General features: G+C 58.1%; 19 protein-coding genes and 1 tRNA gene. 13 read left to right on the top strand and 7 right to left on the bottom strand.

Features of this window, described 5'->3' with window-relative positions:
* Positions 1-5 precede the first annotated feature (5 nt).
* The 4 genes from AC5RK6_RS00605 to AC5RK6_RS00590 all read left to right on the top strand — a co-directional run bounded on the left by AC5RK6_RS00605 (position 6) and on the right by AC5RK6_RS00590 (position 4,646).
* On the top strand, positions 6-1,109 hold the full coding sequence (locus AC5RK6_RS00605; RefSeq protein ID WP_274735112.1) for a hydroxymethylglutaryl-coenzyme A reductase family protein: 1,104 nt from the start codon (positions 6-8) through the stop codon (positions 1,107-1,109).
* Positions 1,110-2,285 (top strand): hydroxymethylglutaryl-CoA synthase, encoded by a 1,176-nt coding sequence (locus AC5RK6_RS00600; RefSeq protein ID WP_320757944.1) that lies wholly within the window; start codon positions 1,110-1,112, stop codon positions 2,283-2,285.
* A 289-nt stretch (positions 2,286-2,574) separates the two neighbouring features.
* Positions 2,575-3,303 (top strand): hydrogen peroxide-dependent heme synthase, encoded by a 729-nt coding sequence (gene hemQ, locus AC5RK6_RS00595; protein WP_155875828.1) that lies wholly within the window; start codon positions 2,575-2,577, stop codon positions 3,301-3,303.
* 74 nt (positions 3,304-3,377) lie between these two features.
* The gene (locus tag AC5RK6_RS00590) at positions 3,378-4,646 is read left to right on the top strand and encodes a ferrochelatase (RefSeq protein ID WP_320757945.1); all 1,269 of its coding nucleotides are present in this window, start codon (positions 3,378-3,380) and stop codon (positions 4,644-4,646) included.
* On the opposite strand, the gene orn is transcribed toward AC5RK6_RS00590, so the two are convergent.
* Both orn and AC5RK6_RS00580 read right to left on the bottom strand, forming a co-directional pair.
* On the bottom strand, positions 4,647-5,312 hold the full coding sequence (gene orn, locus AC5RK6_RS00585; RefSeq protein WP_320757946.1) for an oligoribonuclease: 666 nt from the start codon (positions 5,310-5,312) through the stop codon (positions 4,647-4,649).
* A 173-nt stretch (positions 5,313-5,485) separates the two neighbouring features.
* Positions 5,486-5,558, bottom strand: a tRNA-Arg gene (locus AC5RK6_RS00580).
* A 102-nt stretch (positions 5,559-5,660) separates the two neighbouring features.
* Between AC5RK6_RS00580 and AC5RK6_RS00575 the strand changes: the two genes are divergently transcribed.
* The 6 genes from AC5RK6_RS00575 (at position 5,661) to ettA (ending at position 15,452) form a co-directional block, all read left to right on the top strand.
* Complete coding sequence (locus AC5RK6_RS00575) at positions 5,661-7,205, top strand: GTPase domain-containing protein (protein WP_320757947.1); 1,545 nt, start codon at positions 5,661-5,663, stop codon at positions 7,203-7,205.
* A gap of 20 nt (positions 7,206-7,225) precedes the next feature.
* A complete protein-coding gene (locus tag AC5RK6_RS00570) occupies positions 7,226-8,641 on the top strand; it encodes a GTP-binding protein (RefSeq protein ID WP_435730874.1) in 1,416 nt (471 codons plus the stop codon).
* Positions 8,642-8,701: 60 nt separating this feature from the next.
* The gene (locus tag AC5RK6_RS00565) at positions 8,702-8,902 is read left to right on the top strand and encodes a hypothetical protein (protein WP_320758243.1); all 201 of its coding nucleotides are present in this window, start codon (positions 8,702-8,704) and stop codon (positions 8,900-8,902) included.
* Positions 8,903-9,159: 257 nt separating this feature from the next.
* Positions 9,160-12,882, top strand: a complete 3,723-nt coding sequence (locus tag AC5RK6_RS00560) for a YobI family P-loop NTPase (RefSeq protein ID WP_320758244.1) — start codon at positions 9,160-9,162, stop codon at positions 12,880-12,882.
* A gap of 187 nt (positions 12,883-13,069) precedes the next feature.
* Complete coding sequence (locus AC5RK6_RS00555) at positions 13,070-13,639, top strand: single-stranded DNA-binding protein (RefSeq protein WP_320758245.1); 570 nt, start codon at positions 13,070-13,072, stop codon at positions 13,637-13,639.
* A gap of 133 nt (positions 13,640-13,772) precedes the next feature.
* Complete coding sequence (ettA, locus tag AC5RK6_RS00550; protein ID WP_016442389.1) at positions 13,773-15,452, top strand: energy-dependent translational throttle protein EttA; 1,680 nt, start codon at positions 13,773-13,775, stop codon at positions 15,450-15,452.
* Positions 15,453-15,678: 226 nt separating this feature from the next.
* On the opposite strand, the gene AC5RK6_RS00545 is transcribed toward ettA, so the two are convergent.
* The 3 genes from AC5RK6_RS00545 to AC5RK6_RS00535 are packed head-to-tail and all read right to left on the bottom strand — an operon-like array spanning position 15,679 to position 16,791.
* Positions 15,679-16,320, bottom strand: a complete 642-nt coding sequence (locus AC5RK6_RS00545; protein ID WP_016442390.1) for a hypothetical protein — start codon at positions 16,318-16,320, stop codon at positions 15,679-15,681.
* Positions 16,298-16,528 carry a hypothetical protein gene (locus AC5RK6_RS00540; protein WP_016442391.1) on the bottom strand — a complete coding sequence of 77 codons (231 nt, stop codon included), beginning with the start codon at positions 16,526-16,528 and terminating at the stop codon, positions 16,298-16,300. The genes AC5RK6_RS00545 and AC5RK6_RS00540 overlap by 23 nt, the downstream gene beginning before the upstream one ends.
* A 35-nt stretch (positions 16,529-16,563) precedes the next feature.
* Complete coding sequence (locus AC5RK6_RS00535; RefSeq protein WP_320758247.1) at positions 16,564-16,791, bottom strand: hypothetical protein; 228 nt, start codon at positions 16,789-16,791, stop codon at positions 16,564-16,566.
* On the opposite strand from AC5RK6_RS00535, the gene AC5RK6_RS00530 reads away from it, so the two are divergent.
* From AC5RK6_RS00530 to istB, 3 genes are read left to right on the top strand one after another with little or no spacing between them, the layout of a single operon-like run.
* Complete coding sequence (locus tag AC5RK6_RS00530; protein WP_435730885.1) at positions 16,694-17,260, top strand: hypothetical protein; 567 nt, start codon at positions 16,694-16,696, stop codon at positions 17,258-17,260. The genes AC5RK6_RS00535 and AC5RK6_RS00530 overlap by 98 nt on opposite strands.
* A 41-nt stretch (positions 17,261-17,301) precedes the next feature.
* Positions 17,302-17,862 (top strand): Mu transposase domain-containing protein, encoded by a 561-nt coding sequence (locus AC5RK6_RS00525; protein WP_320758249.1) that lies wholly within the window; start codon positions 17,302-17,304, stop codon positions 17,860-17,862.
* 10 nt (positions 17,863-17,872) lie between these two features.
* Complete coding sequence (istB, locus tag AC5RK6_RS00520; RefSeq protein ID WP_435730871.1) at positions 17,873-18,655, top strand: IS21-like element helper ATPase IstB; 783 nt, start codon at positions 17,873-17,875, stop codon at positions 18,653-18,655.
* Positions 18,656-18,945: 290 nt separating this feature from the next.
* Here the strand turns inward: istB and AC5RK6_RS00515 are convergent, their stop codons facing one another.
* Positions 18,946-19,860: an acyl-CoA thioesterase gene (locus tag AC5RK6_RS00515; RefSeq protein ID WP_039898682.1), complete on the bottom strand. Its 915-nt coding sequence runs from the start codon at positions 19,858-19,860 to the stop codon at positions 18,946-18,948.
* Between the two features lie 31 nt (positions 19,861-19,891).
* On the bottom strand, positions 19,892-22,642 hold the full coding sequence (locus tag AC5RK6_RS00510; protein ID WP_320757885.1) for a class I SAM-dependent DNA methyltransferase: 2,751 nt from the start codon (positions 22,640-22,642) through the stop codon (positions 19,892-19,894).
* Positions 22,643-22,772: the final 130 nt, after the last annotated feature.

Raw genomic sequence — 22,772 nt, 5'->3', positions numbered from 1 at the left:
GCGGCGTGACTGACTCGAGAATCACCCCGGACTCGCAGACCCCCATCCCCACTAAATGGGTGGGCCCTATTCACATCTCCGGCCCCGTCCTCAGCGGCGCCGTGGAGGTTCCGCTCGCCACCTACGAAACACCGCTGTGGCCTTCGTGCAACCGCGGCGCGGATGTCTCGCGCATGGTGGAGGGTGGCATCCGCGTGTGCGTGGCCGATGAGCGCATGTCTCGCTCGGTGCTTTTTATTGCCGACGACGCCGCAGCGGCTCTCCGCGCGGTCACCGACATCGCGGCGCGGCGTTCCGAGTGGGAACGGGTGGTGGCCGGGCAGTCGCGCTTCGCGCGCCTGCTGGATATCCACCCGGAAGTGGTGGGGAATTTGCTTTTTGTGCGTTTCGAATTCTCCACCGGGGATGCCTCGGGTCACAATATGGCCACCCAGGCAGCTGAAGCTCTTATGGGTGCAATATCAGCGGTGTGCCCGGAGCTGACCTACGGGTCCATTTCCGGGAATTACTGCATTGATAAAAAGCCCTCCGCCGTCAACGGGATTCTGGGGCGCGGGCGGCGCACCATCGCGGATATGTTCATTCCGGATGAGGTGATCGCCAAGCGGCTGCGCAGTGACGCGCACCGGATTGCCGAGCTGAATTACCGCAAGAACTGGGTGGGCTCCACGCTCGCCGGGGCGGTGCGTTCGGCAAATGCCCACTATGCCAATATGCTGCTGGCGGTGTACCTGGCCACCGGCCAGGATGCCGCCAATATTGTGGAAGGTTCCCAGGGCTTCACCCACGTGGAAGAACGCGCAGGCGGGCTCTATGTATCCTGTACCCTCCCGAATCTCATCGTGGGAACTGTGGGGAACGGCAAGGACCTGCCAGGTATTGAAGCGGTCATGGAACGTATGGATCTGGCGGATCGGAGCCGGCCGGCCGGGGAGAACTCCCGGCGCCTGGCGGCCATGATTGCCGCCACCGTGCTATGCGGGGAGCTATCCCTGCTGGCTGCGCAAACGAATCCGGGTGAGCTCATGCACGCGCACCGTAAATTTGAACGCGGCGGGGCCCCCGCGCCCCGTGCGGCTCAGCAGCAGCCACGCGTTAAGGAGAACTAAGTGAATATCGGTATTGACGCACTTGCCTGCGCTACTTCGCATTACTGCCTACCGCTCGCGGATATGGCGGAGGCTCTGGACGTGCCCGTGGGCAAGTACCACGTGGGGCTCGGCCAAGAACATATGAGCATCCCGGCCCTCGATGAGGATGCCGTCACCCTGGGGGCCCAGGCCGGGGCGTGCCTTTTGACCGCCACCGGCACGGAGGGAATCCGCACCGTCATTTTCGCCACCGAATCCGGGGTGGATCAGTCGAAATCTGCCGGGGTTTTCCTGCACGCGCTCCTCGGGTTGCCGCGCCATGTGCGCACCGTGGAAATGAAAGAAGCCTGCTACGGGGGGACCGCGGCGCTACAAAGCGCCCTCGGTATTGTGGCGCGCCACCCGAAAGAAAAAGTGCTGGTTATCGCCGCGGATATCGCGCGGTACGCGGCGGGCGGATCCGGGGAACCCACCCAGGGAGCCGGCGCCGTGGCTTTCCTGGTGAGCGCGCAGCCGCGCCTGCTGACTATCCCCGCGGTGAGCGGCGTTTACACCGCGGATATCAACGATTTCTGGCGCCCGAATGACTCCAGCACCCCGCTGGTAGACGGCCACCTCTCCATGGATGCCTATATGGATGCCCTCACCGGGGCCTATGATGACTACCTCGCCCAAGGCGGCATCCCCGCAGCTCAGCTGGCTCGTTTCGTGCACCACCAGCCCTTCGGGAAAATGGCTCGCAAAGCCCACGCCCGTCTTATGGCCCATACGAACGATCCGCGCGGAGATGAGGTGATCGAAACCGGCCTCACCTACGGGCGCCAGATCGGCAACTCCTACACAGCCGCCCTCTATATTGGCATCCTTTCCCTCCTCGGTACCGACCCGGCCGATCTGACCGATACCCCCATCGGGCTCTTCTCCTACGGCTCGGGGGCGGTGGCGGAATTCTTCGCCGGTATCCCGGTGGCCGGCTACCGGGAGCGGCTGCGGGAAACCGGGGCGGATGCCGCGGGAATCGCAGCGCTGCTCGCCGCGCGGGAAACTATCGATTTCCCCACCTACCGGGTTTTACACGGTGCTCTGCGCACGGATTCCGCCGATTTTTCGACGCCGCCGCAGACCACCGCACCTTTCCGCTTCGCCGGGGTGAGTTGCGGGGTGCGCCAGTACGAGGTGCGGGCCGAGGGGTAATACGCCAGGCCGGGGCGAAGCCGGCGCTCAAAATCAGGGCGGAGCCGCGCGCCACGTGAACACCGCTGGGCAGTGGGGAGTGGAGCGGGGCAGCGTCGTCGTACCAAGATGGCGACACCCACATGTACGGCACCCCGCAAAATAATCGTATGCCGTAGTGAAAGTCGACCATACTGGAGGTGAGCTACCCGCACCACCCCGGGCGAAACTCGGGAGTCTCCGAAATCTGATACAGTTTTTCTGCGCGTGTCAAGTGACGAAAGACTTAGGAGACAGTACGATGGGGAACATGACTCAACGACCCGCAGATGTGGAACCGAACTGGAGCGTCTCCGGCGGCGACCACCATCCTGATACCGAATACACGATTTACACAGTTGTTCATCGCCCGGCCGGTAGCCCGGCCCCCGCGGATCTTTCCAATGCCACGGCGCGCATTGATGAAGTTATTGCCGCGCACCCGGAAGTCACCCTGCGTGGCTTCTACGATCTGTCCAATTTGCACGAGCATGCCGATCTCATGGTGTGGGTGCACGGGAAAGACCTTGCCCCGCTCCAGGATTTCATGCGGGACCTGCGCACCACTCCGCTTTTTGAGAATCTTGATGTGACCTGGCAGGTTCCCGGTGTGCACGTGGCCGCGGAATTCAACCGCATGCACGCCCCGGCCTTCCTGGTGGGTGATAAGCCGCTGAGCTGGCTGTGTACCTATCCCTTCGTGCGGCACGCGGAGTGGTACCTCATGGACGGCAAGGAACGCGCCGTGCACCTGCGTGAACACGGCATGGCCGCCTCGAAATTTGAGGGCATCCTCGCCAATACCGTCGCGTGCTTCGGGATGTCGAATTACGAGTGGATGCTCGCTTTTGAAGCTGAAGATCCCACCCAGATTGTGGACCTCATGCGCGCCATGCGCTACACCCAGGCGCGGCGCTGGATGAAGCGTGAAACACCCTTCTTCTTCGGGCGCCGCTGCGAAACCAGCGAGCTCGCCAAGATTCTGCGCTACGAAGCCTAAACAGTGCTTATTCCGTGAGCGGTGTTTACCACCGCGGAACGTGCACGGATAAGCAGCGCTTACACAGGAGATTCATGGACTACCAAGCCAGTCAACAGACCAGCGCCGCCCTGGTGGCCGAACGGAAAGCTCCGCGTGCCACGCGCATCACCCGCGCTCCGGGCGAGCATATTTTGGCGGGAAGCCCCGCCGTGCAGCACGCCGCCGCGCGCGGGGAGCACTGGGTGAGTGAACCCACCGCCTATGACGCCATCGTGCTCGCTTCCTTTGGCGGGCCTAACGGTCAGGAAGACGTACTGCCCTTCCTCCGCAATGTCACGGCAGGGCGGGGCATTCCCGATGATCGCCTCGAAGAAGTGGCGGTGCATTATCGGCTCAACGGGGGCAGTTCGCCCATTAACGGGCAAAACGCGGCCTTGCGTGCCCGCCTGGAAAGCGAACTTGCCCGGCGCGGCCACAATATTCCCGTCTACTGGGGCAACCGCAATTGGGAACCCTATATTTGGGAAGTGGTGCGTGAGGCATACGAGGATGGCCACCGCACCCTGCTGGCGGTGCCTACCTCGGCGTATTCGGGATATTCCTCCTGCCGCCAGTACCGGGAGGATTTCGCGGACGCGCTCGAATACGCGCAGATCCCCGAGGATATGCGGGTGGATAAACTGCGGGAGTTCTTCGATCATCCCGGTTTCGTGGTGCCCTTTATTGAGGGCCTTGCGGCTGCCTATACGCAGATGCGGGAGCGCGGTTTCGCGGCGGAAGAGATTGAAGTCCTCTTCACTACGCATTCCATTCCCAACCGCGCCAATGAGCTTTCCGGCCCGCCCGAACTGGGCGGTGGGCTCTACCTGCGCCAGCACGAAGCGGTGCGCGATGCCATCCGTAGCGCGGTGGAGGATCAGGTGGGGGCTCGCCTGAGCTGGCAGATGGTCTTCCAGTCCCGTTCCGGCCCGCCGCATATTCCGTGGCTGGAACCCGATATTAATGATGTTATTGAAACGTTGCCGGGGCGCGGGCGGCGGGCTGTCGTCGTCGTTCCTATCGGTTTTGTATCCGATCACATGGAAGTGCTGTGGGACCTCGATAATGAGGCCCGGGCGACGGCGCAACAGTGCGGCCTAGCTTTCGCGCGGGTTTCCACCCCGGAAGAGCATCCGGCTTTCGTGGCCGGTCTGGCGGATCTGGTGGAGGAACGCCTGGAGGGGCGTCCGCGCGCGCAGCGGGCCCACCTCACTGAGATGGGCCCGTGGTTCGATCTGTGCCCGGCGCATTCGTGCCGGAATCCGCACCTGCCCGAATTGCGCGCCATTGGCGGCTTTATCGGGGAAGGCGTGGACGCGTAATTATTCGGTGGCCTCGGCTGCTGCGGTACCGGTAGCGCAGCTATCGCCGGCAGCCAGCCGTTTCGTTTCGCCTTCTACCTGGCGTGCGGCCTGCTGGGCAACCTCGGTGTCCACGCTTTCCGGGAAGAGCACCGCGCGGTAGTAGCGCAGCTCGTCGATGGAATCGTAAATATCACCGAGCGCCCGGTGGTGCCCGAACTTCTCCGGCGACACAAAATACGCCTTCGGGTACCAGCGCTTCGTCAGCTCCTTAATGGAGGAGACGTCAATAATGCGATAGTGGAGGTAATCGACCAGCTCAGGCATGTATGCGGTGAGGAAGGTCTTATCGGTCCCCACCGAATTACCGCCCAGCGGCGCCTTACCTTCCGGCACCCGCTCCTTGAGATAGGCAAGCACCTGGCTTTGCGCCTGCGCCACACTCACCCCGGTTTCCCATTCCTTGATGAGACCGGAGGAGGTATGCATATCGCGCACAAAATCGTTCATCTGCGCGACCGCCGCAGCGGAGGGCTTAATAATAATATCGATGCCCGCGTCCACCGGGTGGAGGTTGCCGTCCGTCACAACAACGGAAATTTCCACCAGCTCATCAACGCGGGGATCCAAGCCTGTCATTTCGCAATCGATCCAGACAATCGGATCGTTTAGATCGTGGTAACTCACCCCTCCATTCTAAGCACACGCGTGCGAGCGGGCGGATGCGGTCCGCGTGGGATGGGATAGCACGACGACGCCGCCAGCTGGCAGCGGGGACTGTGGCCACGCGGGCGGTGCTGCCGGGCGACCCGGTCACCCGGTGCTGCCGGGTGGTGCCGCGGAACAGCCCGAAACAAAAGCGCCCCCGAAAGGATTCGAACCTTCGACCGACGGATTAGAAGTCCGGTGCTCTATCCACTGAGCTACAGGGGCCTGGCGCGCTGCGCCTGGCGCAGAAGCGGCGCTCTTAATGTACCCGAATCGGCGGCGGGGTTAAAACTACGCGCCCGCGTCAAAATGGTGAACAATAGAGGGGTGGCTCAATATCGTGATGTTCCTCGTCTTATCGCTCGCACTATCGACGCGCTCGATAAAGCGCGCTTTCCCCTTGCCCTGCCCGGATCGCGCGATATCGAAGCGGAGCGCACCCAGCTCATCACCCAGCTGAAAAACCGGGTGCTCCCGCGGATGGAACGGGAAGCCACCCCTGCAGTGGTGGTGCTTGGCGGCTCCTCGGGAGCCGGGAAATCCACTCTCTTCAATTCGCTTTTCGGGGAGGAACTCTCCGCCGCCTCGGTGCTGCGCCCCACCACCCGCACCCCGGTGATCGCCGTGCACCCGGATGATGCTCCGCTCCTGGAAGGCCATGTGCTCACCACCCTGGCTGAGGTACGTGAAAGTGCCGGCGCAATCCCCGGGCTGGTGCTGGTAGACGCCCCCGATCTTGATTCCGTGGACGCGGATAACCGCGCACTGGCCCGTACCCTCCTCAATAGCGCGGACCTGTGGATTTTTGTGACCACCGCCTCCCGCTACGGGGATGCCACCGCCTGGTCGGTGCTCACCGATGCGCACGGGCGCGGGGTGACCACCGCGGTGGTACTTAACAGGGTCCCGGCCAGTGCTGCCCGCACGGTGCGCGCGGACCTGGCGCGCCGGATGGAAAACTCCGGGCTGGGGGACTCCCCGCTCCTCATCGTGGCCGATAACGGCCCCACCGCCGGGCTCCTTCCCCCCGCTAGCGTGGCCGAGCTGCGCCAGTGGCTCGAATCCATGTCCGAAACCGGCTTCGGTCAGGCCCTCATCACCCGGGCGGATGCCGCCATGTTCCCGCATATGGGCGAACGCCTGGAGCACATCGCCGCCGCGGTGGAAATGCAGGCGGAAGCCGTGGAACACCTGCGCTCCGTGGTGGAGCAGTCCGCGACCGCCCCGCGCGAGGCCCTGCGCAAAGCCGCCCTCAGCGGACGCTTCGGAGCCGGGGCACCCACCACCGCCTGGCTTTCCGCCGCCTCCAGCGGTGGGCCACTAGCAGGTATTAACCCGGCCGCCAGCCCCGGCCTGGGGGCGCGCGGGCGTATCGGGGCCCGCGACGCCGCCATGACCACCGTGTTTGAAGCGGTCCGCACCGCCGCGGATGTCACCCTCACCCAGCAGCTCAGCGATGCCAGCGACGCAATTCTTAACGCTTGGGCGGGCGGGGTGATTGACACTCGCGAACTCGCGGCAAGCGCTCGCGCCGCCCTCGATCTGGATGCCATCCGTTTCCGGGCCTTCTCCGCGTGGATGAGTTACCTGAAGGCTACCGCGCAGGCCGCACCGCAGAATCGCTGGTTCGGCACCGCCGGGATGGCCGCGGTACTCGGGGCCGCGGCCGGGGGAGTGAACGGGGCACGCAGCCTAGCCGACGGGCTCTACCGGGGCGGGGCTGTGCGCGAGGCCCGCGAAGAACTAGCCCGGCTCCTCGACGGGGCAATCACCGAGGTCACGGAAGTATTTCGTAACCAGCTTGGCGATGTGGAGCTCGGTTCGGGGCGCACGCTCCGGCTGCGTGCCGTCGAATTTAAAGACAGGTTCTAGTGGAGGAAGGGAAGAAGCTCATGGACACAGCCACCGTGACCGCGCGCTTGGAGCAGCTGCGCGGCGTCGTCGCTCAAGGAAAAGATCTATTCGATCCGTATGTGCTGCAGCGCGCCGAACGGGAACTGGAGGAAATCTCCGGGCGCCTGGAAGCTGGGCTCGGCCTGACGGTGGCGGCGCTCGCGGGTGGCACCGGTTCGGGGAAGTCCACGCTCTTCAATGCGCTTACCGAGCTCAATTTCGCGGACGCGGGGGACGTGCGGCCCACCACCATGGATATCACGGCCTGCGTCTGGTCCGCGGCGGCCCGCCCCGTGCTCGAGGCGCTCGGCGTGAAACCGGAGCGCACCATTTCCCATAATTCGCTGTTGAGCAGCTCGAAGCGCGAGCTTGATTCCCTGGTGCTCCTTGACCTGCCCGATCACGACTCGGTAAGCCTGGGTAATTCCGCGCTCGTCAACCGCATTTTGCCGCTCGTAGACGTGCTGGTGTGGGTGCTCGACCCGCAAAAATACGCCGATCACCTCATTCACGATTCCTATATCGCAGCGATGCGTGAGCGCGCCGACCGCATGATCGTGGTCCTCAACCAGATCGACACCCTCCCGGAGGGCGGCACGGAGGCCATCACCACGGATATCCGCAAGCTGCTGCGCGCGGACGGCATCGCTGATTCTGTCCCGATTTTCCCGGTCTCGGCGCTGCACCGGCGCGGGCTGGAGCCGCTGCGCGACGCCCTGGAGAAGGCAGCTGGGATTACCAATGCCGCGCTGGAGACCACCTCCGCGTATCTTGACGAGATCGGGGCGCGCCTGGGGGAGGGCCTCGAGGCCGCGCCGGTGCATCTGGAGGCGGAAAAGGCCGAGGAGATCGCACGCGGGCTCTCGGTGGCTTCCGGGGTGCCGGCGGTGGCCGAGGCGATTGCCGGGGTGGGCTGGCATGCCCGCGCGGTGGCGCCGCCCGAACAGCCCGCCGCCGCGGTGGTGGATGCGCATCGCGAGGCCTGGCTCGCGCACGCGAGCAGCGGCCTGCCCCAGCTGTGGGCGCGCCGCGTGGATGAGCAGGTGAGCGACGCCGCGTCCCTACGCCGCGCCATTGGTGGTGCTTTGCGCGCCGTTCCGGTGCGCGGTGGCGGGCGCGGGGCCCTGCTGGGCGGTGTGCTCGCCGGGATACTGCTTGCCGCGGTGTGCGTTGGCGCGGGCGTCGCGGCGCTGGCGCCGTGGTGGGGGGCGGTTCTTGGTGCGGTGGTTGCGGTGCTGTGCGGTTTCGCCCTGGGATGGTGGGCACGACGCCGCAGCGCAGCTGCCCGGGCGCGGGCCTACCAGCGCGCGGTGAATAAGGAGCTGGGCGCGGTGGTGGAGAAGCATTGCGTTGCTCCGGCGCGGGAGGTGCTTGACCAGTACGCGCGCGTGCGCCAGGTGGTGCGCGGGGAGTAGCGACAGCAGTGCGTTTAGCTAAAGCTTCCCCACGAGTGGGCTAGGCAGTAGGGTTGGGCTATGAGTGTGAGTCGCGTTGATGAAACCCGTGAGCGCGCTGCCGAGCTTGCGGGCGATTATGTGACCGTCGCGGCGCAGGAAGCTATCGAAGATATCCTCGATGTTGTCGAAGCGGAAAACGCATGGGCTGATATTGAGTCTGGTAAAGAACGCCTTATACCTTTTGGCGAGGTTATGCGTTCACTTGAGCTGGAAGATTAGCTTCTGCACCTAGGATTGAGAGAATCCATCTTCCCTCTCCTCGGGTGGGAGGTGCCAGTTCCGGATGTGCCAGCCTGCGTATCACGGGAGCCTCGGGTTTAGGTGATAATTTCGATTAGTTATCATGGCCCATAGGACAATGTTTACCCAAACGCTGGGACGATCATGCTTGTTCGTTAGGTTTGGCTTTTATGGTGCCCGGTGCTGGGTTGTGCGTTGACCTACGAAGTGCGTTTTGCTAAGGGGGCCTCATAGTTATGAGTCAAGCCGATCAGAAATCAGCCCAGCAAGCTTCTGCTGCGAATGATTCAGCTAAGCGGGAGCCCGCTAAGCAGCCCTGGAACTTGATTCCGCTTACGCCGGAATATCTCGAAGCTGAGCATGGCGTCTACGTTGAGGCACTTGAGGACGCGCTGGAAAACAGAGCTATCCGCAATATCGCGCTATCTGGGAACTATGGCGTTGGAAAGAGCAGCGTTTTGCGTGAACTTGGACGGCGCCTTGACGGTCGCGTTGTCGAGCTCTCGCTATCAACGCTCGCTCCCGTGAAAGTCTCGAAGGATGATGTGGAGGTACCCCCTCAGGCGCTAACCCCAACCAACCGGATCCAAAAAGAGATCGTTAAACAGCTCCTCTATCGGGAAGATCCTCGGAAGACTCCAGCTTCAAGATTTCGCCGTATAGAGACTTTCCACTGGTGGAGAGAAGCTGGCATTGCCGCACTATTAGGTTTCGTTGTTGCCATTATCTTTCTACTGACCGGGTGGACTTCCAAAATAGTTTCGGCCATTCCTGCACTGGTTGGTTTAAACGCTTGGGTGCATTTGGGGGTCTGGGCTGTAGCTACTGGAGTGGTGCTAAGTACTCGTCGACTTTGTTATGGGAAGCTTCGCATCAAGCAATTCACAGCAGGCGCCGCGACGGTCACTCTTGACGATACGTCTGTTTCTTATTTTGATCAGTACCTCGATGAGATCGTCTACTTCTTCGAGGCATCGGATCTTGATGTTGTGATCTTTGAAGATATTGACAGATTCAACGATTCACACATCTTTGAGACACTACGGACTCTCAATAATTTGTTAAACACCTCGCCTCAGATCAAGGAGCCAATACGCTTCATCTATGCCATTAGGGATAGTATCTTCGACCGAATTTGGTTGAAAGAAGAAGGTCGTGATTTTGAAACGAGTCCATCTGCAACTGAGGATTCAGCTCTTGCGGAGGCGGTGCGTGCCAATCGAACTAAATTCTTCGATCTCGTGATTCCGGTGGTTCCATTCATCACGCATCGCAGTGCGCGGGATCTAGCGACCCAGGTGATGGCGCAGATTGACCACAAAGTAGATCAGGGATTGCTTGACCTGGCATCCAAGTATGTTCCTGATATGCGACTCCTGAAGAATATCCGCAACGAATTTATCGTTTTTCGTGACCGAATCTTCTCCGGCGAGGGGAAAGAGCTTGACCTCAGCGAAACAGAGCTTTTCGCCATGATGCTCTACAAGAGCACCCATCTCACAGACTTCGAGAATATCCGGCTCGGTAAGAGCAATCTGGATGTTCTCTACGAGCTCAGTCGTAACCTGGTAGCTGAGAATATCAAGCAAATCGAGACTGATTGCTGGCTCCTACGATATCGACTCGATCAGATAGATGGGGTGAAAAATCATAGTGAAGAGCTCGGTAAATGGTTGCTTGGGCATATGCTGAGGACTGCGAGGGCTATCGGATATGATGATCCAACGTCAACGGGATCGTTCGAATTTGATGGTGAAACCTTCGATAGCATTTCGGATGCAGAGTTTTGGAAGAGCTTCTTTAATGCCCCCGGGGACCCTGAGCTCAAGTGGAACATGCGACCCCAATGGGGGCGGACGTTTACATTTATTCGGAGTGACATCGTGGCAGCTTTTCGAGACCGATTGATTCGCGATGTTTTGGATGCTGAGGATGAGGCTGTGCTCAACGAAAGGCTCACGCAGAATACCAGGGACATTGATTTTTTGGGCAACGCCGATCTTGTAGACCTTCTGGCCCAACCAAAGTTTCCCGTTAACTATAAAGGAAAAGCTTGCAAACTAGATTCCGTGGCCGAGGAACTTCTGGGCTGTGGACTCGCATATAAGCTTATTCGCGCAGGATATATCAATCGGAACTTCACTCTGTATACGTCAACTTTCCATGGTGATCGAGTGAGTTCAGTGGCGACTAACTTCATTATCCACCATGTCGAACGAGATTTGATGGATATGCACTTTAATCTCGAAGCGAGTGATGTTGACGCCATCGTGGAGGAATGCGGCATAGAAGAACTGGAAAAGCCAGCATTCTATAATATTTCGATCCTTGATCATCTTCTCGCGGGGTACAACACTGATGCGGGGACTAGTCGGGCAGCCGATATCATGATTCGTTCATTCGACAAGCTTGAGGAGCGTCAGATCCAGTTCCTGGATACATATTTGAGTATTGGCGAGAACGCATTACAGCTTGTCCAGCTTTTTGCAAGGCTGTCTCAACGGGTGCTTTTGTATCTTCTCAGTCGAACAGAGCTAGAACTGAGTGAGACTTTGAAAATCGAGCTCGTAGATACTGCGTTGGCAAATCTCTCCTCAGATGTACAAGATACTGATGCGAATGTCGTTAACTATCTGCAAGCGCATTGTGTAGAATTCCCCGTGCTTACTGACTATGGGAAGCCCGACCAGGCAGAGCGGGTTGCCGAGCTTTTTGCTGCGAAAAATATTGTGATCCCTAATCTGAAATCTCTGTCAGCTAGTGCCCGTACGTCTTTCATATCGCGGAATCTCTACGAAATTACCCATGAGAATCTGAGCATTGTCATTAACAATGACGAAACAGTGGGCCTCGATACCATCCGCGATGTAGACAGAAATGTTTACGGTTACGTCGTTGATAATCTTCATGCTTACCTGGATGCGGTGGCTGATTCGTCTGCGACGATTGATGATTGTGAACAGTTTGGCATAGTGCTTGAGGATTTGAGTGAACAAGAACTTCCTCTTCTAGATACCGTAATTAAGCGGGCTTCTTCATCCTGTCAAATCGCCGAACTTGGTAGTGTCCCAGAGCGTTTGTGGCCAGTGTTGGCGCAGGATCAGCGTTTCCCCGCAACGTTCAGCAACGTGAACCTGTATGTTGGTTCGCAGGGCATTGATGAATCGCTTTCTTTGTTGCTTTCTCGAGCGGGTGAAATTAGTAAAACGGAATCCGTGGATGAAGAGGATAAGGTTACTTTAGCTACCAAATTCCTTGAGGCGAGAGAGCAATTGCTTGACGCTAAACTGCGCGTGGATCTGGTCGTGAGTCTAAGATTCAACGCCCATCTCAATATCGGAGAAATCACCGCGGAGAAGGGCGAGTTATTTGCTTTGCTAGTCAAACACGACGTCATAGAAGACAATGCGGAGGTCTATCAGCATCTTATGTCAACAGATTGGCTAACGCGGAAACTAATCATTTGCGACTCGTCTGAATTTGAAAACTATATGACGCCACGATTGGTGGAGGGAGACCTGACGAGAATTCTCGAGGATGACGGTATTCCAGAGGTAATCAAGCGTGCGATTGTCAAGAAAGCCGAAGACTACGTCGAAGTGGCGGATGAAAAGGCGCTGGTTGAAATCGCGCGATGTGCTGTCGATTACGAGGAGCGGATTCCGTTAGATGTCATAACAACGATGGTAGCGGGAGGTGTCCCATCGGAATACATCGTGGTCCTCCTTGAATCGCATCTCCAGACTATTGAACGTGTAGATCTTTTTGAGATATTAGATGCTCTAGGTGGGGAATACTCAAAATTGACGTCTGTGGGCGCGGAGGTTGTCCGCGTCCCAAATACCCAAGCAGATCGCGCACTTCTCGACGGCTTGAAAGAACATGGAATTGTTAACACATACACATTGAGTAAAGATGAAGTGAAGATCAAAGTTAACCGTAAACGTAAGAGTAAGTAACGCTAAATGTTTTGCGACGGGGTCTTACTTGCTTCTCGGATCCGATTCAGTCTTATTTGAGGAATTATCCACACCTTGCCGAAACGCAGCGGTTATCCACAGCCAAGTCAAGGGTGCTCGCCGGGCGAGCGTGAGCGGGTCATGATGGTGTCCACCGCCCGCCCGGGGCGGTGGAAAGGACAGCATCATGGTTAATGACACCATCGTCGCGGTACGTGGATATGCCGGTGGCAACCCGAAAGTTTATGAGAATGCCACCAGTGGGGATGTCACCACGGTCAATCTTGGGGTGACCCCGCGCTATTTCTCGCGGGAAACGAACCGCTTTGAGGACGGCAATACTATTTGGTACACGGTGCGGGCGCGCGGTACCCTCGGCCGTAATATCCAAACATCGGTGACTACCGGCACTCCGCTGCTGGTGCGCGGGCGGCTCGATATGCGCGAATGGACCGGTAAGGACGGTTCCACCATGCGCGGTCTCACTCTCTTTGCCGATGCTGTGGGAGTCGAGCTCACCACCGGGCGGGCCAGCTTCGTTAAAGTTCGCCCCGATCCGGCTGCGGAAACGAATGGCGGAACCGCTGGCACGGTGAGCTCCGCGGATACAGTGGCCGGGGAAAGCACTCCGGGGGATAGCCGCTGGCTCATCGAGAATTCCGATCCTGCCGAAGTGCTATCACCGGATGAAGCTCCAGACGAAAGCATCGGCGTGAACGTTTTCGAAGCCCTGGCCGCGCAACGTTCTTCTGTCTGAGAAAATCCCATTCCTTCCCGGTTCCAGTCACATCGGGGGGACTTTTCGCGGGCGGCTCGGTACACTGGTCTGGGCCGCTCGCGCAACACCTAGCGCGATGCGCGGCACTGAATCGCGAATCAGGACGGGATAAGTGGCTGAATACATTTACCAGATGATCCACGCTTCCAAGCGTGTGGGGGATAAGACCATCCTTGACGACGTCACCATGGCGTTTTTCCCCGGAGCCAAGATCGGCATGGTCGGTCCGAACGGTGCCGGTAAATCAACAATCTTGAAGATCATGGCCGGGCTGGATGAGCCCTCCAACGGCGAAGCACGGCTCTCCCCGGGCTACACGGTGGGTATCCTCCTCCAGGAACCTCCCCTCGAAGAGGATAAGACCGTCCTGGAAAACGTGCAGCTGGGCCGTAAGGACATTCTGGAGAAGATCACCCGTTTCAACGCCATCGGTGAAGAAATGGCGAATCCGGATGCGGACTTCGATGCCCTCATGGAAGAAATGGGCAAGCTGCAAACGGAAATTGATGCCGCCAACGCCTGGGATCTGGACTCCCAGCTGGAGCAGGCCATGGCCGCACTACGCTGCCCTCCGGGGGATACCCCGGTGTCCGTGCTTTCCGGTGGGGAACGCCGCCGCGTGGCCCTGTGCCGCCTCCTGTTGGAAGCCCCGGACCTGCTTCTCCTTGACGAACCGACGAACCACCTGGATGCCGAATCCGTGCTGTGGCTCGAAAAGCACCTGAAGTCTTACGCGGGTGCGGTTATTGCCATCACGCACGACCGGTACTTCTTGGACAATATGGCGCAGTGGATTGCGGAAGTGGACCGCGGCCGCCTTTACCCCTATGAGGGCAACTACTCGACCTACCTGGAAACCAAGAAAGATCGTTTGGAAATCCAGGGCAAGAAGGACGCCAAGCTCGCCAAGCGCCTCAAGGATGAACTTGAGTGGGTGCGTTCCTCGGCGAAGGGCCGCCAGGCCAAGTCGAAGGCACGTCTGGAACGCTACGAAGAAATGGCAGCGGAAGCCGAACGTACCCGCAAGCTCGACTTCGAAGAAATCCAGATTCCGCCGGGGCCGCGGCTGGGCAATGTGGTTATCGAAGCGAAGAACCTCAAGAAGGGCTTCGGGGATCGCGTGCTTATCGATGGGCTGTCCTTCTCGCTGCCGCGTAACGGCATCGTGGGTATTATCGGCCCGAACGGCGTGGGTAAAACCACCCTCTTCAAGACCATCGTCGGCCTCGAACCCCTCGATGGCGGGGAGCTGAAGATCGGGGAAACGGTGAAGATCTCCTACGTGGATCAGAACCGCGCCGGTATCGACCCGGAGAAGAGCTTGTGGGAGGTTGTTTCTGACGGTCTGGATTACATCCAGGTCGGCCAGGTGGAAATGCCTTCGCGCGCTTACGTTTCCGCATTCGGCTTCAAGGGTCCGGACCAGCAGAAGAAGGCCGGGGTGCTTTCCGGTGGTGAACGCAACCGCCTCAACCTCGCCCTCACCCTCAAGCAGGGCGGCAACCTGCTGCTCCTTGACGAACCGACCAACGACCTGGACGTGGAAACCCTGTCCTCCCTGGAAAACGCGCTTTTGCAGTTCCCGGGTTGCGCCGTGGTCATCACCCACGACCGCTGGTTCCTTGACCGCGTGGCTACCCACATCCTCGCTTACGAAGGCACCGATGAGGATCCCTCGAAGTGGTACTGGTTCGAAGGCAACTTCGAAGGCTACGAGAAGAACAAGGTGGAACGCCTGGGTGAAGCCGCACTCAACCCGGGTGCCGGTGCTCATCGTAAGCTGACGCGCTAAAATCTAGCTGCTATTCGGCCCGCTCGCAGATAGCGTGCGACGCAGGCGAGTCCCGCGCCACACTAATGCGTAGGAGCCTGCTGGATGCAGGCGGGAGCGCGCGGATTAGTTTCGCCGGTTAGCAGCGATAAATATACGGATATGAGGTAGCTGTTCGGTTATTGTGATAGCCGAACAGCTACCTCATTCGCTGTTATGGTCAGGTATCGATTTAAGTGCGGGTGGTTCATGCTTCGAAGGCTTGGAGTGCGATGGTGGGGTTATTGCGTACCGCGGCTCTCAGCTGGTTCTCATCCCATTCCTGGATACCATGCTGGAGTGCTTTGCGTGCTTGCGGCGTGCACGCTGCTCCGAATTCATCAATAACAAAAAGGATGATTTCTTCCAGGCAGGGCCGGAACCTGCGCCCACCCACCGGGAAATGAACATCAGCAATACGCGGAGTGCGAGCATTATTCTTAGTACGCCGGCGTGAGCGGCGAGAATGATTACCACCCAGGAGTAAAGCGTGCGTCCATTCATCGCGGTGGGAATGTACCTGGACATGTGCGCAGGGGATATTTGAGCGTGGTGAGCGAATATAATCCCAGCGCACCAGGGGCTCTTTTCCAACCCTGCCATGAATCACCGAGAACGTGGACTCATTGACAGCTAGTAAACCGGTTTCCTGATTGAGGAAAACTTCGTAATCGAAACGGATAGTGAGCAAATGAGCAACGTGAATATCACCCGACAGTCTTATTGCCGGAAAGGCTGCTTTTGCGACCGATTGCCTCGACAGCGAGAACCCGGGCTCAATCAGCTCCCCGATCCGCTGTAAGTGTGCGGCAAATTCATTAGCACGCTCATCCAATCGTGCGTTCACCACGGTACAACTCCTCGAAGCGATCCAGACCTACCATTTCGAAGTAGGCGTTAGTTTCTTTTGGCCCGAGCTGGTAGTTATCAGCGCGTAGGTCGAATTCTTCGCGGGTCATTCTGACCTCCTGCAAGATCTCTTCCTTGCGCTTGAGAACATCTTCAAGCGATGTGAACGTTAGATCTGGAAACAATTTACGTTCCCTATCAAAACTCATAGTGTCACTCCCTCAATCGCCTAGTGGCGAAGTGGTTACTTCTCCTTTTCCGCCATTCTTGCATGGCTGTTAGCGGCGGTCGAAAAGTAGCCCAGAACCAACGGTCGAAAAGTAGCCCAACCGAGAAGAATTGGATGGGTGATTTCGATGGAAAACTGGGCGCAGATCAGGATATTACGCAAAGAGGGTTTATCAATCCGTAAAATCGCATCCACGGTAGGATGCGCGAAGAAAACAGTGGAGAGAGCACTAGCCTCGAACACACCACCTGCCTACCAGCAACGCGAGTCTCAAGCTAACGCGTTCACGCGAGTAGAACCAAGAGTACGCCAGATACTCCAAGCCACGCCCGACCTGGCTGCCACCGTGATAGCTCAACGGATTGGTTGGCAAGGATCTATGTCCTGGTTCCGGGAAAATCTGAGGAAAATCCGTCCCGAATACAAGCCCCACGACCCGGTGGATATCCTCAAGCATCTACCAGGCGAGCAAATCCAATGCGATTTAATGTTCCCGGCCGGCGGGATCAACGACGGATACAGCACACCCGCAGCTTTCCCGGTCCTGGTTATGGTGGCCTCGTACTCACGTTTCATGGCCGCTCGCGTATTACCCACGAAGACGACAGGTGACCTGGTCGCCGGGATGTGGCACCTTTTAGAACACCACTTCCAAGCAGTGCCCCAGCACTTACTATGGGACCACGAAAGTGGTATCGGGCAAAACGCCTAACCGACCAGGTCGTTAGCTTTTCAGGAACGTTGGGTACCAGGGTGAAACAAGCCCCACCAAGAGACCCGGAAACCAAAGGAATCGTTGAGCGGCATAACCGCTACCTGGAAACCTCGTTTTTCCCCGGACGGCATTTCGATGATCCTCATGATGCTCAATCCCAGTTAGATGAATGGATTGAGCAAGTCGCTAACCGTAGGAAACACGCGACCCTCAAGGAACGCCCGGTAGACCGGTGGGTAATCGAACATGAAGCAATGCGGGGACTGCCGCCCTGTGCGCCGACCGTCGGGTTACATACCCAGTTACGCCTGCCACGTAACTACTATGTGACTGTTGACACGAACAGGTATTCCGTCAACCCGAAAGCTATTGGGCGTTTAGTGACAGTCAAAGCAGACCTGGAAACGGTGCGTGTTGTTGATAATACGTCATTTGTTCTTGCCACTCATGCCCGTAACTGGGGAAGAAACCAGGTCATCACGGACGCTAAACACCTTGAAATGGCCAAGTGTATGCGTCAAGAGCTTGCCCGGCCTGTCCAGCTGTCTCAGGGCGTTGAACAAGCCGATCTGAGTGTTTATGACGGCCTAACGAGATAGGGAAAAGATAGTGGTTAAAGAACATAAAGAGATTGATTCAGAGTTGGCGTATATCACTCGCGTGTTGAAAGCACCGCGGATTCGGGATAACTATCAGGTGATCGCCGACCAGGCTCGCGCCCAGAATTGGAGTCATGAGGAATATTTAGCCGCGGTCTTGTCCGTGGAGTCTTCCGCGCGTCGGGAATCAGGGGCTAACGCGAGAGTGAAAAAGGCGGGATTCCCGCACCTGAAAACTATTGAGGACTACGATTTTTCAAGCCAGCCGGGGATTGACCGGGCGCGGATTGCGAGGTTGGAGACCTCGGCTTGGATTACGAATGCGTCTAATGTGGTCTTTCTTGGCCCGCCCGGGACGGGTAAAACGCATCTTGCGATAGCTTTAGGGGTTTTAGCTGCCCGGCAGGGCTACCGGGTTCTTTTTGACACGGCCGCTGGCTGGGTTCATCGGCTTGGGAGTGCTCATGACCAGGGGCGTGTTCACCAGGTGTTGGCCAGACTTTCTCGTTATGACCTGTTGATCATTGACGAGGTGGGATATCTTCCTATCGAGGCTGACGCAGCGAATCTGTTTTTCCAGCTTGTGTCAGCTCGTTACGAGAAGTCTTCCTTGATTTTGACGTCGAATTTAGCGTTTTCGCAGTGGGGTGAGTGTTTCGGTGATGTGAGCGTGGCAGCAGCGATGATTGACAGGATCGTTCATCACGCCGAGATTTTCACTCATAAGGGCACTAGTTATCGCCTTACCGGTCGGGAGGGCGTTATCCCGTCGGTAGCCGTTGGGCGTGAGTGACGGTTATACTGACGACACCAAAAAATTTTGGGCTACTTTTCGACCGCTGCTTACAATGGCACAGAGCCACAAAAAAGAGCTATTTACCGACCTGTGGAAAAGCGCAACGTGAGCCGATTTTGTGGATAATTTCTACGCCGTTGCTTACAGCTAGGGAAGGAGGGAGCTCGTAGTGTTTTCGCTGCGAATATGGCGAAATATCGCGCGTAGCCGGCACCTGCCTCCTGATGTTCTCCCCTCAAGGCGCGAGATTACGACAGGCCATCCTGGAATCAGGTGTATTGCTTTCCTTAGTTGAGGGCCGGTAGCGGCACCCGGACCATGCCTTCTTGGCTCATGGAGGCAATATGGCGGCCGTCCTGGAAGAACTTTGCGTTCACCAGGGCGCGCCCGTTCTGCGCGGAAACGCATTCCATCTCCGCCAAAATCCACTCCGACATATCAAAATTGCGATGCCACCAGATCGCGTGATCAAGGGTTGCCACCGAAATCCCGCGGGAAAGCCAGGCCAAGCCGAGGGCCCGCAAGGCCGGTTCCAACATGAACTGATCCGCCGAATAGCCGAGCATCGCCCGCTGGAGGGTGCGTGAGGTTCCCTCCGGCATCGGCGAACGCGCCCGCAGCCACAGGTGCTGGCGCGGGGACCGCCCCGGATCCGGCCGCAGGTAGATATCGCCTTCCACCCGCCGCATATCGATCCCGTTCGTGGACGACATCACCTTCGCGAACACATTATCGAGTGCCCCGAAGAAATCCACCGACGAAGGCAGCCCCTCCGGCCCGGGAACATCCGGCATCGGGGAAGCCAAGGTAGGCCCGGGCTGGCGCAGTTGGAACGACACCCGAGCCGTGAAAATCAAACGGTCACCCTGATACGCGGTGACATTCCGGGTAGAGAAGGACCGCAGATCGTTGATCTCCTCCACCTGGAACTCGATAGGCTCATCCAGGTGCCCGGCCCGCTGGAACGCCGCGGTAATGGAATGCGCTAGCCGCTCATCCTCACCGATGCCGAGCGAGCGCTGCACATCATCAGCCGCCGCCATCGTGGCCTGCCCGAGCACCTGCCCGCCATACACTTTCCCGGTGATCTGCACCAGGTTCTGGCCGCGATACCGCCCCGTCCCGCAGCGCTCCAGCCGCAAATTATTGAGAATCGACGCCAAGGGCTCGGTGTGCGTTTCCGGTATATCGATGCGGTGCATATCTTCCTCACTCCCGGCGGCGCGCGCCACGCTACTTCCCCTCCGCCGCAACTAGCTGCTGATATTTCTCAAATAGGACGGCCAGCCGCTCCTCATCAGAGGCAAAGGGCTTGTTGCGATAAAGTCTATCGACTGCCTCGTCAATTTTTTCGTGCGCTTCGCGGAGGTTGCGCGGCATGAGGTCTGGAGCGTAGAGCTCGGCTAAGGTTTTTTCGCAGTGGTATTCGCGTACATCGAGTACGCGTAGCGCACGTTTCGTGAGTTCTTCTTTCGACGACGCCGATAACTCTGGCACGGGGAAAGTGTTATAAACCAAGGTATTCGAGTAACGTAGCCGGGTTTCGAGCTGACCGCCAACAGCGCGTAGCCAGGCCATGTGCATCTTCGAGGTCAGCAACGCAAACAACCACGGCTCAGCATCATAAACAGCAAAGGAAGCATCGGAGATGACAGTGTTCGAATCAAGATATCCGATGGGTACATAGGATCGCCGTTCGGAAGAATGCCGTGGAACGATGATTGAGTCGGTTGGCTTGTAGCTCGTGAATTCAAATTTCCACGGGTACTTAGCGAGATTTTGAGTTGCTGTTTTCCTGCTTGACAACCGGAATTTCGCGACGCGATCAAGATGCTTCTTCACGAAAGCGATGTCGCCGAATTTCGGGACATCTTCTTGCTCGATCCAGAAGCAGAAGCGATCTTTCCCGTTAATGAAGTCATCAGCCCCTACAAACGCTTTGATAACTTGGTCGAGTTCAGGGTTTGTTGTCAAAGCTTCTTCGGTCTCATCAGGGGAGAGGATGAGGTTTCCTCCGTCAGTAGGTTTTGAACCGTTGGTCATTTTCGGCAATGTGGGTGAAAGGACTGTACGCCGGGAAGGGACACAAATATCCGGCCCGTTGATAAGGTAGGCGTTAATATTCTCCACCCTGTTTTGAACGAGGCCGGTGAAGAGGTATTTGGGCTCGGAGGATTCATTGCGCAGGCCAATAACTGCCACGGTTACCCCGGCATTATGGGAGGCATTATTGCTCCACTTGAAGGAGGTGTAGGCGTAGCCGATCTCTATACCGCCCGTGAAGACATGGGGGTGGAGCAAGGCAACCTGCTCGCCCTGAGTGATGGAATTCGTGGTCACGAAAGCGAGCCTGGCCCGGGTACCGCGAATATAATTGGCACCCTTAATGAACCACAGGGCAACGTAATCGAGCTTCTTCGGGTACTTCGCGCTATCGAAAACATAGGCGAAGTCCTCTTTTTGATCCTTGGTCTGGTACGTACTTCCTACATAAGGTGGATTTCCGATAATGTAAATTTCATCTGTTCCATTATTGGGGCAGACCTCATTCCAGTCGAGGCGGGTGGCATTCCCGTGCACAATATGCCCGGTTTCCTTGAGCGGGATGAGGGGAATATCCACGCCGAATTTCTCCGCGAATTCCTCATTCATCTGGTGCTTAGCGATCCACAGGGAAAGAATTGCCATCTCCACCGAGACGTCATCGATTTCGATGCCGTAGAAGTTCTCAATATTGATAACCGAAGAAGCCAAACCCAGGGTAGCCGCACCCAGCTTTTCCTCCTCACCCATCCCCAGCAGCGACCAGGAGCCCGAGGTGGAAAGACTATCGATACGCTCCAGGATTCTATGCTCCAGCTGGCGCAGCGCTTTATAAGCAATAACCAGGAAATTTCCGCTGCCGCACCCGGGATCGAATACCTTAATGCTTTGGATACGAGCCAGCAGATCCCGCAGTTTCTTCACCGAGTTAGCGGCGGCATCGTATTGCTTTTCCAGCTCGTCCAGGAAGAGCGGGCGGATGGTTTTGAGAATATTTGGAACCGAGGTGTAGTGCTGGCCCAGGTTGGCGCGCTGCTGCTTATCGACCACGCCCTGGAACATAGAACCGAAAATATCCGGGTTGATTTCTGACCAGTCCAGGGTGCCGAGCCGCAAGAGGGAGTCCCGGGCCGCCATGGTGAAGTGGGGGACCGCCAAAGAGGCGTCGTCGTCGTTATTAATACGGAAAAGGCGACCGTTGACGTACGGGAAGTCTTGCAGGTAGACGGGTTTGTCCGCAGCGTTCGGGGTGTCGAGGGCGCGGAAGAGCGTGCGTAGGAATTCCGCGGTGTCCGAGCCGTCGCGGGCGGTGAAGGAGCCGATGGCGCTGGTGAACTGGCCGCGCGCGAAAATGCCGGTGTCCTCCGCGAAGAAACAGAAAAGGAGGCGGGTGAAGAAAATATTGAGGCCGTGGCGGGACGCGGCGTCGGTGAGCATATCGGGGCTGGCTTCGAGGAGGTCGTCGTAGAGCTTGCTCATATGTTCGGCGGCGCGGCGGTCCGCTTTGGTATCCGAGGCGAAATCGCGGCGCTCCATATTCGCCCACGGCAGGAAGAACGTGATGTTTTTGTCGATCTGCGCGAGCGGGGTGATGAGGGAATCACCCGTTTTCGTATCGAAGGCGGCGAGGCTGGCGTAATCGGTGGCAATGACGAAACGGGTGTTGTAGCGGATCGCGGTGTCACTGGTTTTGAGGTCGAGGGCCGCGGCGGCGAGGTCGCCGGTGGTTTCACGGATATACAGCTTGTTTTTCCACGCTATTTCGTGTTCTCGGTCGGCCGCAACGTTGATCGAGCTGGCGGTGGTGGACCGCAGGCGGGCGATGGAAGATTTTGAGATACCGTAAGCGCGCAGCAGGTCAAAGAAGAAATCGCGGGTATAGCTGGGTTGGCCCGCCAGCGCGCGCACGCTTTCCTCGATGGTGGATAGGGTCAGTGCCACGCGCGGCTCCTTTCACGGCGGGCCCGGGCACGCGGGTGCGGCCGGGGTGGTATGGGACTATCTTAGGCGGTGCGTTTCGACGGGGTGGATACATGTGAATTCCCGACGAGAGCAGTTGGTGATAACAGTT

The organism is Actinotignum sp. usb-actsch-213, assembly GCF_059085665.1.
This window is presented reverse-complemented; position numbering and strand designations above follow the sequence as displayed.

Excerpts from the sequence above, each read along its gene's own strand:
- AC5RK6_RS00570 (WP_435730874.1), top strand. The coding sequence starts at position 7,226 with ATGGACACAGCCACCGTGACCGCGCGCTTGGAGCAGCTGCGCGGCGTC.
- AC5RK6_RS00590 (WP_320757945.1), top strand. The coding sequence starts at position 3,378 with ATGGACTACCAAGCCAGTCAACAGACCAGCGCCGCCCTGGTGGCCGAA.
- AC5RK6_RS00565 (WP_320758243.1), top strand. The coding sequence starts at position 8,702 with ATGAGTGTGAGTCGCGTTGATGAAACCCGTGAGCGCGCTGCCGAGCTT.
- AC5RK6_RS00515 (WP_039898682.1), bottom strand. The coding sequence starts at position 19,860 with ATGCACCGCATCGATATACCGGAAACGCACACCGAGCCCTTGGCGTCG.
- AC5RK6_RS00540 (WP_016442391.1), bottom strand. The coding sequence starts at position 16,528 with ATGAGTTTTGATAGGGAACGTAAATTGTTTCCAGATCTAACGTTCACA.
- AC5RK6_RS00555 (WP_320758245.1), top strand. The coding sequence starts at position 13,070 with ATGGTTAATGACACCATCGTCGCGGTACGTGGATATGCCGGTGGCAAC.
- hemQ (WP_155875828.1), top strand. The coding sequence starts at position 2,575 with ATGACTCAACGACCCGCAGATGTGGAACCGAACTGGAGCGTCTCCGGC.
- AC5RK6_RS00560 (WP_320758244.1), top strand. The coding sequence starts at position 9,160 with ATGAGTCAAGCCGATCAGAAATCAGCCCAGCAAGCTTCTGCTGCGAAT.